The organism is Nocardia pseudobrasiliensis NBRC 108224 (assembly GCF_001613105.1).
In the GTDB taxonomy this organism is placed as follows: domain Bacteria; phylum Actinomycetota; class Actinomycetes; order Mycobacteriales; family Mycobacteriaceae; genus Nocardia; species Nocardia pseudobrasiliensis.
Window position 1 is genome coordinate 268,893 of record NZ_BDBS01000005.1, and the last position, 14,349, is coordinate 283,241.

General features: G+C 65.9%; 6 protein-coding genes. 1 reads left to right on the forward strand and 5 read right to left on the reverse strand.

Going from position 1 to position 14,349, the window contains the following annotated elements:
- Nucleotide 1: 1 nt before the first annotated feature.
- The 5 genes from NP4_RS08170 to NP4_RS08190 form a co-directional block, all read right to left on the reverse strand.
- A complete protein-coding gene (locus NP4_RS08170) occupies nt 2–898 on the reverse strand; it encodes an SDR family oxidoreductase (RefSeq protein ID WP_169813689.1) in 897 nt (298 codons plus the stop codon).
- A gap of 28 nt (nt 899–926) precedes the next feature.
- The gene (locus tag NP4_RS08175) at nt 927–2,495 is read right to left on the reverse strand and encodes an NAD(P)/FAD-dependent oxidoreductase (protein WP_211335852.1); all 1,569 of its coding nucleotides are present in this window, start codon (nt 2,493–2,495) and stop codon (nt 927–929) included.
- A gap of 42 nt (nt 2,496–2,537) precedes the next feature.
- Nucleotides 2,538–10,913: a type I polyketide synthase gene (locus tag NP4_RS08180; protein WP_169813690.1), complete on the reverse strand. Its 8,376-nt coding sequence runs from the start codon at nt 10,911–10,913 to the stop codon at nt 2,538–2,540.
- A 383-nt stretch (nt 10,914–11,296) separates the two neighbouring features.
- Nucleotides 11,297–12,529: a cytochrome P450 gene (locus NP4_RS08185; protein WP_245997768.1), complete on the reverse strand. Its 1,233-nt coding sequence runs from the start codon at nt 12,527–12,529 to the stop codon at nt 11,297–11,299.
- 489 nt (nt 12,530–13,018) lie between these two features.
- Nucleotides 13,019–13,567, reverse strand: a complete 549-nt coding sequence (locus NP4_RS08190) for a cupin domain-containing protein (RefSeq protein ID WP_067994346.1) — start codon at nt 13,565–13,567, stop codon at nt 13,019–13,021.
- A gap of 105 nt (nt 13,568–13,672) precedes the next feature.
- Here NP4_RS08190 and NP4_RS08195 point away from each other — a divergent pair, with 105 nt between their 5' ends.
- Nucleotides 13,673–14,230 carry a TetR/AcrR family transcriptional regulator gene (locus tag NP4_RS08195; protein WP_067994858.1) on the forward strand — a complete coding sequence of 186 codons (558 nt, stop codon included), beginning with the start codon at nt 13,673–13,675 and terminating at the stop codon, nt 14,228–14,230.
- Nucleotides 14,231–14,349: the final 119 nt, after the last annotated feature.

Below are 14,349 nucleotides of genomic sequence, written 5' to 3' on the forward strand. Positions count from 1 at the left end.
GCTAGGCCTTAGAGCTGTCCGCCGCCGCCATGGCGGCGAAGTACATCTGCTGTGCGACCTCGGCGACGAGATCCCAACGCTCCCAGGTCATCGGCGTCGGCTCCTTGTCGGGGACGAACCGATACCGCGACAGATCCTCGACCCCTTTGAGGCTCGAAAGGATCTCGTCGTCGATCAGGGCGTTGCCGGTGTACTTCGCCGGATCCTGTTCCAGCACGGCCATGATGGCGTCGACGACGATGTCCTCGGTGCGCCAGTCCTCGGGACTGCCGATGCCGAGATTCTGCGTCGCCAGCGTCCCGATCAGCGTGCGGGTCCAGACCGTGTTGCACGCGATCCCGTCCGCGGCAACCTCTTTGCCCAATCCGAGGGTCAGCAGCGTCGCGTTCAACTTGGAGGACATGTACGCCACCTTGCCGCCCATATGCTGAATCCCCTCGGGATCCAGCGGCGGACTCAGGTTGACGATATGACCCCAGCCGCCCCGGCGCATATGCGGAATGCAGTGGTGCGCAAGCAGGAACGGGGCCCGGGCATTGATGGCCATCACCAGGTCGTAGCGCTTGTGCGGCGTACCCTCGACCGACTGTAACCACATCGCACCGGCATTGTTGACCAGAATGTCGATGCGGCCGAAGCGCTCCACGGTCCGATCGACCAGGTTCTGCAGATCCGCTTCCTTGCGCACATCGCAGTACAGCCCGAGCGCCTGCGCGCCGCGCTCCTCGATCTCGCGGACGGTATCGGGCACGCTGCCCGGCAGCCGGCCCCCGGCCTCCATCGTCTTCGCGCCGATGACGATGTTCGCGCCCTGTTCGGCCAGGGCGAGGGCCAGCGCCTTGCCGATGCCGCGGCTACCGCCGGTGATGATCGCCACGCGACCTTCGAACTGGGTCACATTCAGCTCCTCTCGCATTCCACAGCGGTCACTCGCCGACGGCCGCGACCGGTTCCCGCTCGGGAAGGTCGTAGCGCTTGGCGACTTCCTGCTCGAACGATTCCGCCCACGACTCCAACCGGTCGACATTGCGCCGCATATCGCGGAAGGTCTGGTCGGGGGTCTTGTCGGTGAGCAGGTCCAAGTGCAGCTGAGCGCAGATCGGCACCTTGCTGTACTCCACGAACAGATACTTGTCCGGCTGCGCGGCCTGTGCGCCGAAAGCGCGCAGATTGGCCTGCATCCGCGACTGGATACCCTTGAATCGCGTTGCGATGGGATGGAATTCGGCCGCCGCCTCCTCATTGCCGATCAGATCCCGGAACAGCAGCTGCGAGGGCAGCGCCCAGTAGAACGACGTATCCCACATCACCTTGGTGAACATGGCCGGGGCGCTGCCGAAGATGCCGTAGTTCTGGTGGTACATCCCCAGATAGTTCGGCCACATATCGTCGAGCATCAGGCGGTTGTAGGTCTGGGAGACCTCGGGGGTCAGCTTGCCCTTGCGGTCGAGCTCGATCAGCCGCGCGGTGATGGTGTTGGTGTAGGCGATGTAGTCCGAACCCGGGCTGTAGAAGGCGTCGAGGAAGACGCCCGCCTCACCGACACAGGCCCACCGATCGTGCGAGAAGATCTGCTCCGACGCGTAACTGGCGTTGCGCACCTGGAGGAAGTCGAGCACCTCGCCGCCCTCGATGAACTTCGCCAGCGACGGCTCGTACTCCGAAATCCACTGGCGGGCTTTCTTTTCCGTGCCGTAGGTGCGGAACGGGTGGATGTTCTCGTCGGTCACGATGCCGATGCTGGTGTTACCCGACGACAGCGGGATCATCCATACCCAATAGCCGGAGCCCATCAGGTGATTGGTCGAGAACCACCGGCGTTCCTGGGTGGGCGGTCGCCACGTCGGATTGGTGGTGTCGGTCATCTTCTCCACGTCGTACTCACCGCGGAACCGCCACCACGCCGCATTGATCTTGTGCGGGCTCGGCGCGCTCAGGCCGAGCTTGCGCTGAATCAGCCGCTGGCGGCCCGACGCGTCGACCACGAACCGCGCCCGCACGGTCTGCTCGGCGCTGTCCCCGGTGACCTCGTAGTGCACGATATGGTCGTCGCCGGTGCTCGACAACTCGATGTCGAGCACCTTCGCCTGCTCCACCAGATCGATGCCGAGTTCGCCGGCCCGCTCGCGCAGATCGCGTTCGAAGCGGCCGCGGTCGATCTGATAGGAGGTCACCCGCGGGAACCGCCGGGCCCCCAGTTCGGGCCGCGCCTCGAGCGGCCCGTGGGAATCGCCGAAGAACATCCGCAGTCCGAGCTTGTGCAGATGCCGCCGGTTGAAATAGCCGGTGAGGCCGAGTTTTTCGCTGAAGTAGTGCGCACCGCCCTCGACGGTGGCCTCACCCACCTTGTAGGCGCCGTCGGGGATGTCGCCCCCGCTGCGCTCGAGGACCAGCACCGTGAGATCGGGCATGGCGATCTTCAGCTGTCTCGACAGCGTCAGCCCCGCCAGGCCGCCACCGCAGATCACGACGTCGTATCTTTGCGCCGCTTTCATCATAGTTCTCCGTTCAGGCTGTTCAACTGCGCTGGAGTGGCCTCAGTGCCCGTCCACCAGACTCGTGAAACTCGGGTAGGCGTCCTCGGCGGACAGCTCCTGAGCGATCGTCCGCATCACCTGCGCGTCCGCGTTCTGGATGAACAGGTGGCCACCGGGAACGGTGGTGAGCGAGAATCCGCCGCTGGTCAACTTGCCCCAGCCCTGCAGCTGATCCGTTTCGAACACCGGATCGTCCGCGCCGCGCAGCACCGAGATCGGGGCGCGCAGCGTGTAGCCGTTCTCGTAGCGGTACTCGCCCAACATCTTCAGATCCGCCCGGATCGCCGGCAGCCAGTGCATGATCGCGCCCTCGTCCTCGACGGGGATGTCGAGCAGCTTGTTGTCGCGCAGCACCGCCAGCACCCGGCTGTCGGACTCGACTGCCAGGTCGAACCCGTCGCGGATGTGATTCAGATTCCGCACGTAATTCTCGACCAGCGCCGGTGCGGGCCAGCCGCCGATGATCAGTTTCATCGGCACCTCGTTGTAATGCTGTTCGAGGTATTTGGTGAGCTCGTAGGCGAGTAGTCCACCCATGCTGTGCCCGTAGACCACGAAGGTGCGATCCAGATGCGGCAGCATGGCCTCGGCCAGTTCCGCGACGAATTCCGGCATCGAGTCGATCGGCAGATCGTCGAGCCGATCCTCGCGGCCCGGGAACTGGAGGCCCACCACCTCGACGGTGTCGGGCAGGTAGTTCGGCCACGGATTGAACACCGAGGCCCCGCCGCCGACGAAGGGCAGTGCGAACAACCGGATCGAGGCGGTGTTCGAGCGGCCGATCACCGTGCGGATCCAGCGTTCGGGTCCGGTGGCCTGTGTCGGGGATGTCGTTGCGGCGCCGGTGGTTTCACCGGAGACCTGAGCCAGCACCTCACCGGCGAGTTCGATGATCGACGGGCCGCGCATCAGACCCATGGTCGGGAAGTCGATCTCGAGATGTTTGGCCAGCATATTGCGGATCTGGCCCGCCATCAGCGAATCCATTCCCAGATCGGTCAGGCCGACGTCCTGGGCGAGGCGTTCGACCGGCATATCGAAGATCCGCGAGATCTGTTGCGTCAGTGCGGTTACCAGCCGCGGCTGCCGCTCGTCCTCGGGAAGTTCGAACAGCTCGGCGCGCAGCCCCTCGGTGCCGAACCCCGCGGACGTACCCGCGGTGTCCTGCGCGGCGAGATGTGCGAGCCGGGGCGAACTGCGCACGATCGGCATGACCTGATTCATCTTCGCCCAGTTCACGCCGAATACGCTGGCGCGGCTGACGCCCTGGACCAGGCAGCGGCCGATGAAATCGAGCGCGTGATCGGGTGAGATCGGCGTCCAACCCAGCCACGACAGGGTGTCGAGCTTGTTGCGGGCGACGAAGCCGACCTCCGCGATGGCGCCCCAGTTGACCGTCAGCGCGGGCAGGCCGAGCTGATGGCGATGTACCGCCAGCGCCTCCAGGAACCCGTTGGCCGCAGCGTAATTCGACTGACCCGGCGTGCCGACGTTCCAGCTCATCGAGGAGAACATCACGAAGGCGTCCAGCTCGAGTTCGCGGGTGTGGTTGTGCAGATGCCAGGCGCCGTCGACCTTCGGCCGCACCGCCCGCAGGAACTCCTCCTCGGTCATCGTGGCCAGCGGACCGTCCGCGATGACCATGGCCGCGTGGTAGATCCCGCGCAGCGGAGGCAGGGTCGCGATCCGTTCGAGCAGTCCGACCACCTCGGCCTCCACCGAGACGTCGGCGCGTTCGAGCACCACCTCGACGCCCTTGGCGCGCAATGCCTCGATCGGCTGCTCGTTCTCGGCGTCGACCTGTGCCCGGCGGCCGACCAGCACAATGGTCCGGGCGCCCTTACCGGCCAGCCACTGCGCGGTGCGCAGGCCGAATCCCGTGTAGCCGCCGGTGATCAGGTAGGTGCCCTCGGGATCGAACACCTCGTCACCGGTCGCGGTCGGATAGACCAGCACCTGCGCGTCGGAATCGAATTCGACGACGACCTTGCCGATCTGCTTGGCATTGGCCATGTATCGGAAGGCCGACTCGACCTCCGCGGCCTCGAAATCGGTATGCGGCAGCGGGGGCAGGGTGCCCGCACCCACATGCTCGAGGACCTTGTCCATGGCCTCGCGGCACCGGGCCGGAACCTCCAGCAGCATGCGGTCGATATCGACGGCCGAGTAGCTCAGGTTGTTGCCGAACGGCTTGAGCCCCAGCTTGTAGTTGTCGTAGATGTCCTTCTTGCCGATCTCGACGAACCGGCCGTGCGGACGCAGCAACTCCAGACTCTTCGGAATGGTCTCGCCCTGCAGGGAATTCAGCACGATGTCGACACCGTCGAAGCGCTGGCGGATCTCGTCGGCGAAGCTCAGTGAGCGGGAGTCGAAGACCTCCTCCACGCCCAGCGAGCGCAGGTAGTCCCGCTTCTCCGGGCTGCCCGCGGTCGCGAGAACCGTTGCGCCCAAACGATGTGCGATATGCACCGCGGCGAGTCCGACGCCACCGGCGGCCGCGTGCACCAGCACCCGCTCGCCCGGCCGCACCCGGCCCACGTCCACCAATGCGTACCACGCGGTCAGATAGGCCATCGGCAGCGTCGCGGCCTCGACGGCCGACAGATTGCCCGGCGCCGGGTAGACGTGCTGGGCATCGGTGACCACCGAGGACCCGAAACACCCACGGGCGAAGGCGATCACGGCGTCACCGGGAGCGAGCCCCTCGACCTCGGAACCGACCGCGGTGACGACACCGGCGCATTCCACGCCGAGGTTGCGCTCGTAGAACCCGCCGAGGGTCGCACCCTCCGACAGCACGCCGAGGGTCAGCATGATGTCGCGGAAGTTCAGACCGGTCGCGGTCGGCCGCAGCGCGACGTCGTTCGGGCCGAGGGCGGGCCGGATCTGCTTCTCGTAACGCAGCTCATCGATGCCGGGTTCGGCGGGAACGCTGAGCGCGAACGGGATCTCGTCCGACATCCGGGCGGGCGTCGCGACCGAGGATTCGAACTCCGCGAGCGAGATGTGCTCGAAGCGATCGACGAAGCGGGTGTCGCCGCGGTAGGCGACCTCCTCCTCGTCGGTCCGCACATGCAGCAGTTCGTCGAACAGCTGGGCCGCGCGCAGGGCCGCCCCGGCCGCCGGATCGAAGTCGATGATCTTGGCCCGCAGGCTGCTGTGCTCGCTGAGCAGCACCCGCAGGATGCCCCAGCTCGGCACCTGCGACGGGGTGACCAGATCGGCCCGCTCCACCTGCGGCCCGCCGGAGGTCGCCACCCAGAATCGCGGCGCCACCGGCCATTCCAGATTCTCGACCGCCTGCGCCAGCGCGATCACGCTGTAGGCGCCGTGGCTTTCCACGCGCGAGAGCAGTTCGGTGGTGAGTTCGGCGGCGGCGAAGTCCAGATTCCACAGGTGCAGAACACCGGCCACGGAACCCGCGCTCTCGCGCACCTGCTCGAGCACCCGCCGCAGATCGGCGTTGCTGGTCGGATCCACCTGGAAGGCGCGCTCACCGGTCTGCTCGAAAGCCGTTCCGCGTGTGACGGTCACGCTGCCCGCGGCGGCCTCGCCGAGCAGATCGAGATAGCTCTCGGCCACCCCGTCGGCATCGGCCAGCACCACCCACGCACCCGACTCGATCCGCGGCTGATGCGGTGCGAGGTCGACTTCGCCTGTGCGCGCGGCGATCACCGAACAGCCGGTCTGCTCCGCGCTGGTCATATCCGAGAAGATCCGGACCTGTTCGAAGCCCGCCGACGGCAGGAACTCGCGCCAGGTGTCCTCCGACATCAGCGGATAGTGCGGCCGCAGATCGTGATCGGCGAAGCGCCACCAGCCGTCGGTCATGCCGAAGGTCAGATCGACCCAGTGCGGCGGATTGGTCTCCTCCACGATCAGCATCAGTCCGCGCGAGGTGAGCAGCTGTTCGACATTGCCGAGGGTGACGCGCAGATTCTCGGTGGCGTGCAGGACATTCGCCGCGACCACGATGTCGAAGTAGTGCGGATCGAAGCCCTGCTCGGCGATGTCGTGTTCGACATCGAGGATCCGGTAGTCGACGAAGTCGTATTCGGCGAACCGCTGTCGCGCCTTGTTCAGGAACAGCTGGCCGATATCGGTGAAGACGTACTCCGCCCGATCGGCCGGGAGTTCGGCGAGGATCCAGCCGGTCGTACCCGCGGTGCCCGCACCGATTTCCAGGACCCGGATGGGCCGATCGGTCGGCAGCGCCCGCACGGCCTCGGCGACCACCTTGGCGACCGTGCGGTTGCAGCGCTCGAAGGAGAACGAGGTCTCGTAGAGATCGACGACCGACTGGAACTCGCTCTCGGGGAAGATGAGTTCGATCGGGTTGACGTCGTCACGCAGTACCGCGGCCTGTTCGGTGCCGCAGCGTTCCAGAATCGCGTACTCGGACTCGCATTCGGGATGTTGTTCGCGCAGTCGGGCCAACGCCGCGGCGGTGTCGACCCGGGCGGGAACGGTCAGCAACTGCCAATCGTCGCCGCCCCTACCGGTGATCCCGTGCCGCGACAGCAGTTCCAGCAGGCGAGCCAGATAGTCGCGATGCTTGTCGTGCACGCCCAGTTCGCGGGAGATCTCGTCGAGGGTGAAGGTGCGGCCCTGTGTGAAATCCATGCCCAGCCGGTAGAAGGCCTCGGTCACATACGCGATGCACAGGCGGTTCATCTCCGCCTCGGTCACCGCGTAGTACTCGCGATTGAGCGACCAGTCGCGCACTTCCTCGATGATCGGATCGACGGCGGCCTGCAGGGCCTCGGCATCCGGTACGAAGTCGGCGGGCAGCAGCGTCCTGGTGCGCACCGGCGCCGCGCGCCACTGGTACTCGTAGAGCCACTGCATCAGCGCGTCGCGATCCTCGGTGGGCTGGGTGATCGACTTGCCCTTGAAGCCCTCGAATTCGGCCACCAGCGTGCCGTCCTCGTTGAGCAGCCACAGATTGCCTTCACAATAGGCCGGATCGTCGAGGATGTTCGCCTCGCCGTAGCAGTACACGCGCTTACCCGCTTTCGCGTGGAAGCTGAACCGCTTGACGTCGTAGGGAATGTAGAGCGTCTTGTCGTCGGTGTTCGGATCGTTGCCCATCGCGATGGACAGCGACTGGAAGCACGCGTCGAGCAGCGCCGGATGGATCAGATGCCGGGAGGCCTCGTCCGCGATGGCATCGGGGGTGTCGATGCGGCCGAGCGAGCGCAGTTCGCCGTACTTCAGCTTGGTGATCGCCCGGAAGATCGGACCGAGCATCAGGCCGTTGTTGCGGAACTTCGCGAAGACCTTCGCCGGATCGAATTCCAGGGGGCAGTGCGCGTCCAGCTCCGAGAACGGTACGGGCACTTCGGTTTCGGGCGCGCCGCGGCGCAGCGTGCCCTCCGAGTGCAGCACCCAGTCCTTGTCACCGTCCTGCAGGCTGTAGATCCCGAAGTGCATCGACTGGGACAGCACCACCTGCACCAGCGGGGCGGGCCGATCGTCGAACACGAACAGCGGGCGACGGAACTCGACATTCTCGACCGAGTAGCGATCCGCGCCGAAAGCGTCTGTGGCGCAACCGACCACGAGGTCCAGATGACCCGCGCCGGGGAACACGATCGGACCCTGGACGCGATGGTCCTCGAGCCACGGGAACACGGCCGTATCCATGACCAGTTCCCAGACGTACTTGTCCGGCTCGTCGGCGACGGGTTTGCGGGTCCCCACGAGGGGATGGCCCAGCGACGGGAAGCGCGCCTCGCGCGAGGTCGGCGTCTCCAGCCAATAGGTTTCGCGCTGCCACGGGTAGAAGGGCAGCTGCACGCGCTCGGAGTCGCCGTCGAATACGGTCTCCCACGCCGGGTCGAATCCGGCCGTGTACAGCGAGCCGAGCGAGGCCAGCAGGGTGGCGCGATCGCTCTGCTTGCGATGCAGCGACGGTACCGCGACACCCTGGGCCTGCCGCTTGGTGAGCAGTTCGCCGATGGCGGTCGAATGGATCGGATGCGGACCCAGTTCCACGAAGGTCAGATGCCGATCCTCGATGAGGCGGTCGATGGTGGGCGCGAACCGGACGGGTTCGCGGATATTGCGCCACCAGTACTGCGCGTCGAGTCCGCCGGTCGGCACGACATTGCCGGTGACCGTCGAATACATCGGAACCGTGGCCGGACCCGAGGTGATACCCGAGAGCGATTCGAGCAGTTCGTCGTGCAGCGGATCCATGTGATGGCTGTGGAAGGCCACCGCGACCTGCAGCATGCGGCAGAAGATCCGATCCCGATCCAGTTCGGCCCGGATCTCCTCGAGCGCATCGGGATCGCCTGCGAGCGCGGTGGATTCGGGCCCGTTGAGCGCGGCGACCTCGACCCGGCCGCGGTAGTCGGTGATGCGCTGCTCGGCCTCGTGATACGGCAGGCCGACCGCGAGCATCTTGCCCTTGCCGGAGGCCTGCTGCTGAACGCGGCTGCGGTGGAAGATGACTCGAACCGCGTCCTCGAACGACAGCGCGCCGGAAACATACGCCGCGGCGACCTCGCCGATGCTGTGTCCGATGACGGCCGCGGGGGTGATGCCCCAGCTCTGCCACAGCGCCGCGAGTCCGACCTGCACCGCGAACACCGCGGGCTGGGCGATGAAGGTCTCGCCGATGCGGCTGTCGGCCTCGTCGCGACCGAGTTCCTCGAGCACGCTCCAGTCGGCGTGCTTGCGCAGTTCGGCGTCCACGCGCTCGACGGTCTGCCGGAAAATCGGGTTCTCGGAAAGCAATTCGCGGGCCATACCCCACCACTGCGGACCCTGACCGGAGAAGACGAAGGCCACATTCGACAGGCCGGGGGTCTTCACCCCGGTGCGCAATGCCTCGGGCTCCGAACCGCGGGCCAGATCGCGCAGGGCGTCGCGCAGCTGCTCGGTGGAGGAGGCCACCATGGCCAGGCGCTGGTCGTAATGCGAGCGCGTGCGGGCCTGCGCGGCGGCGACCGCGGGCAGTGCGGTCTTCGGATCGCCCAGGAAATCGGCGTAGGTGTCGGCGTAGGCCAGCAGCGCGTCCTTGGTCTTCGCGCTGAGGGTGAACAGTACGGGCTCGTCGGCCTCGACCTCGTCGGTCGAATCCGCTTGCGGTGCGGCGGCGGGCGGACCCTCCAGGATGACGTGGGCGTTGGAGCCGCCGAAACCGAAGGAGTTCACACCCGCCAAGCGCGGGCCGTCGCCGGGCCAGGGCTGCCGCGACTGCGCGAGCGCCAGGCCGAGGTCCTCGAACGGGATCGTCGGATTCGGTTCCTCCGCATGCAGATTCGCGGGGATCTCACCATTGCCGACGACCAGGCAGGCCTTGATGATGCCGACCATGCCGGCCGCGGACTCGAGGTGGCCGACATTCGACTTCACCGCGCCGACGATGCAGGGGCCCTGGCCGTTTCGTCCCGCGCCGAGCACCTTACCCAGTGCGCGCGCCTCGATCGGGTCGCCGACCGAGGTGCCCGTGCCGTGCGCCTCGATATAGCCGATATCGGTGGGCGTGACGCCCGCGTCGCGGCAGGCGTCCCTGATCATCTCGGCCTGCGCGTCCTCGCTCGGCACCGAGATGCCGTTGGTGCGGCCGTCCTGATTGGTCGCGCTGCCGCGGATGACCGCGTAGATGTGATCGCCGTCGGCGACGGCCGCCGACAGCGGTTTCAGCACGATCGTGCCCGAACCCTCGCTGCGGATGTAGCCGTCACCGGATTTGCTGAACGACTGGCAGCGGCCCTCGGGGGACAGGAAGGTGCCCTGGCTGAAGCCGATGGTCGCCTCCGGCAGCAGCAGGGTGCTGACGCCGCCGACCAGCGCCATGGTCGCCTCGCCCGAGCGAATGCTGCGGATCGCCAGGTGAATCGCGACCAGCGAGGACGAACAGGCCGTATCCACGGTCATACTCGGGCCGCGCAGATCCAGCAGATACGAAACGCGGTTGGCCACAATGCAGTTGGTGACGCCGGTCATCGTATGACCGCCGATCTGATAGCGGTTCTCCGGATTGAGCTGGATGATGCCGTAGTCGTGGCCGGAGACGCCGGCGTAGACGGCCACCTTCTCGCCCGCGATGCTCTCGGGGACGATGCCCGCATCCTGGAGGGCCTCCCAGGTGGTCTCCAGGAACAGCCGCTGCTGGGGATCGATGCGCGCGGCCTCGGTCGGGGTGATCCCGAAGAAGTGCGCGTCGAACGACGACACGTCGTCGAGATAGCCGCCGGTGCGGGTGCGCATATGTCCGGGGCGGCCCGCGTCGCGGTCGTAGAAAGCGGTTGCGCTCCAGCGGTCCTCGGGAACCTCGCGAACCGCGTCACGCTCCTCGATCAGAAGTCGCCAGAAGTCGTCGACATTGCGAACCTGTCCTGGGAACCGACATCCGATCCCCACGACTGCAATGCCATCGGATACGGCCGGCGCGGTCTCATTCGGGGAGCTGTGAACAGAATTCATCGCATAACCTCGTTTTGTAACAACACATCGATCGACGCGAACAAAATTTCATTTGTTGGCGACGGCAATGTGTCTCCCGGGACGCACATCGGGGACTTCGGCTTCCCCCTGGACAGCCTTCCGCCCCGCAAGCCGATAGATGATCACGACTTGCTTCCGATGAAAATCATAAGTGAACAGTGATGGACGCACATCCCCCCGATCGGGTGGGCTTTTCCAGTTTTCTCGTGTAAACCGCAGCAAAAGTTTCGACCGGGTTTCCTGCGAAAGAATTGTTCGCGATTTATACCGGGTAGTTCGATGGCTTTCCGCGACTCGATTCAACCGATGGCGGAGTGGGTCGGGCGGGCGCTCGGCCCGAGTTCGGCCGGAACGTGCGCGTAACCGCGGAAGGTGAGTTGTGGACGCAGTTGTGGCGGCGCCGCGGCCCGCATCTTCGGAAAGCGTTCGAACAGCGCGCGCAGGGCGTAGCCGGCTTCCATCCGCGCCAGGTTGGCGCCGAAGCAGGCGTGCACGCCGCTGCTGAACGACAGGTGCTCATTGGCATTCGAGCGGGCGACGTCGAATCGGTGCGGATCGGCAAATACCCCGGGGTCTCGATTCGCGCCGGCCACCGACAGCATGATCATGGTGCCCTGCGGCAGTGGGATGCCCTCGAGTTCCACATCGGTCAGGGGCACCCGGGCGGTGAGGAATACCGGCGGCTCGCAGCGCAGCGCCTCCTCCACGGCATTGGGCCACAGCTCCGGTTCCGCGCGCAGCCGGTCGATCTGGTCCGGATTGCTGAGCAGCAGGTGGATCGCGTGGCTGATCAGATTGGCGGTGGTTTCGAAGCCCGCGCCGATGATGATGCTGGTGTTGGCCTTGAGGGCGTAGTCGTCCAGCTCGCCGCTGGCGATCATATTGCTGAGGACGTCCTCGCCCGGTTCCCGCCGCAGCCGCTCGATATGGCGGTCGAGGTAGTCGTTGAGCTCCTGTGCCGCCCGCATGCCCCGGTTGTAGGCCCGCCACGGGATGCCGATGTCGAGCATGGGCGTCATCTGCTCGCCCCAGATCAGGAATTTCTCCTGGTCTTCCCTTGGCATGCCGAGCATTTCGAAGATGATCGCGATGGGCACGCGGGTGGCGAACGCCTCGACCAAATCGACCGTGCCGTCGGCGGGCATGGCGTCGAGCAGTTCCTCGGTGACGGTCTCGACCCGATCGCGCAGCTTCTTGACCGCGCGCGGGGTGAATGCCGAGACCACCGGTTTGCGCATCTTGGTGTGCTCCGGCGGATTCAGCCGCAGCATCGCGGGCGGATCGGCCGGATTGGCCGGCGGCGGCACCCGGTTCGCGAACTTCTGCAGTACCTTGGGGATTTCGATCCGGGCCGAGCTGCGCACGCCGAAGCGATTGTCCCGCAGCATCATTCGCACCAGCGCGTAGTCGGCGGTCGCCCAGGGCAGCGGCGTCTTCACCAACTTGCCCTGGGCGCGGATCTGTTCGATGAACCGGTGCGGATCCTCGATACCCTCCGGTCCGACCATCTTGGCGAAGTTGTCACCCCGCATCGTCTGGACTCGCAGTACCGCTCGCGGTACACCCTGTAATGTCAACCAGCGCAACCAAAACTGCAAATTCATCGGATGAGCAACCAATCTCCGCGACGGCGTGAAATTCGTCCATTAACTGCCGAAAAACTGCAGCGGAGAACCCAGGCCCCCTGCGGCTCCTCGCCTCGCGGATCGATCGAAGATCACGACCTGCTTTCGAAGGAATCGTAAGCGAATGGGTTTGGTGGAACATCCCCCCGATCGGGTGGAGCCGGACATCCATGTAATTGCATGCTGTGTCAAGCAATATGCCGTCGCTGATCCGAGCGTCGCGGCGCATCAAGGGGGCTATCGTCTTGCCCCCAAAACTACGGGGCCCTGGTATTGGCGGCTTGCGAGGGGTTGCTCCCATTCACATTTCGCCGATACCACTGTATTCGGAATTACCAGTCGGATGTAATCGGTTGATTCGGCATCATGGCCCGCGGGCATTGCCCGTTCCCGAGGCTATGCGGGCAGGACGCGGTCCGCACCGACGGCGACGCCGACGATCGTGCAGTTTTCGGTGCCGTGGTTGCGCCAGGTGTGTCGGGTGCCGTTCTGGATGACCACGTCGCCCGCCCGCAACACCGTCTGCTCGCCGTCGTCCAGGTCCAGTGTCACCTCGCCCGAGACGACCAGGACGTAGTCGATGCTGTCGGTGGTGTGCATCCCGCCGGTGCCGGGTTCGGCGACGGCCATCGCGCCCGGCATCTGTCGTTCCAAATCGTCCAGGGCCGTGGCGGTGTCGAGTTCCGGGGGCGGGACCGGCTCGCCCGGCGGGATCGTATTGATCATGAAACGGGACCCGTTCGGAGGCGGGTACCACGCCTCGGCGGGGCGCGGCGAGCCGTCGTCCGGGAATGCGGGCCGTTCGTCGCGACCCCACAACCGGTAGGCGGCGAAGCCGGGCATCAGTGGGGTGGTGACGGGTTCGATCGCACTGTCGTCGACCACGCGCGCCTTGCCCTCGGAATCGTGTCCGGTCACCACCCGCCGAATCTTCGTATGCTTCATTCGACCACTCTCAATACCGTCGCGTATGGATACGGTTGCGTATGGATACGCAATCGTATCTTTCCCTGGTGGGGGCCGTCAATACTCCGGCGTATCCTCTTGATCGTGGCAAAGGAGACGACCCGGCTGTCCGCCCGGGACTGGGCGCGGGCGGCACTCGAGGCGATCGCCGCCGGCGGGCTGTCCGCGGTCGCGGTCGAACCGCTGGCACGCACCCTCGGCGTGACCAAGGGCAGCTTCTACGCGCACTACCGCAACCGGGACGAACTGATCGACGCGGCGCTCACGGAATGGGTGCGGGGTCACGGCGAAGCAGCGCTGGCCGAATTCGCCGCGGTCGCCGATCCCGAACAACGCCTGCGCGATCTACTCACCACGGTCGTGCGGGCCGTCCAGCCGCTAGCCCCCTCGGTACACCTCAGCCTGCTCGGCGACCGCACCGACCCCCGGGTCGCAGACGCGGTCGCCCGAGTAAACCGCGCCCGACTCGACCTCCTGACCCGCACCTACCGCGAACTCGGCCTACCACCGGACCGCGCCGCACATCGAGCGCGAATCGCCTACGCCGCCATCCTCGGCCTGATGCACCTGGCTCAAACCGACGACTTCCTCCCTCCGGCAATGCTTTCCGAGGAAGCGACCGAGGTCTTCCTGCCGTCCTGACCAGCCAGGCCCAGATCGGTCACTGATCCTGGACGGCCTGACCCATCGCATCGCGTGCGTCACTCAAGCGATCTGAACCGTGTCGTAAAGCTTCCCCTTGTGATATTTGTAAAGCCAGG

Coding starts and splice junctions, on each gene's coding strand:
- NP4_RS08175 (WP_211335852.1), bottom strand. CDS start 2,495: ATGAAAGCGGCGCAAAGATACGACGTCGTGATCTGCGGTGGCGGCCTG.
- NP4_RS08185 (WP_245997768.1), bottom strand. CDS start 12,529: ATGCGGGGTGACAACTTCGCCAAGATGGTCGGACCGGAGGGTATCGAG.
- NP4_RS08190 (WP_067994346.1), bottom strand. CDS start 13,567: ATGAAGCATACGAAGATTCGGCGGGTGGTGACCGGACACGATTCCGAG.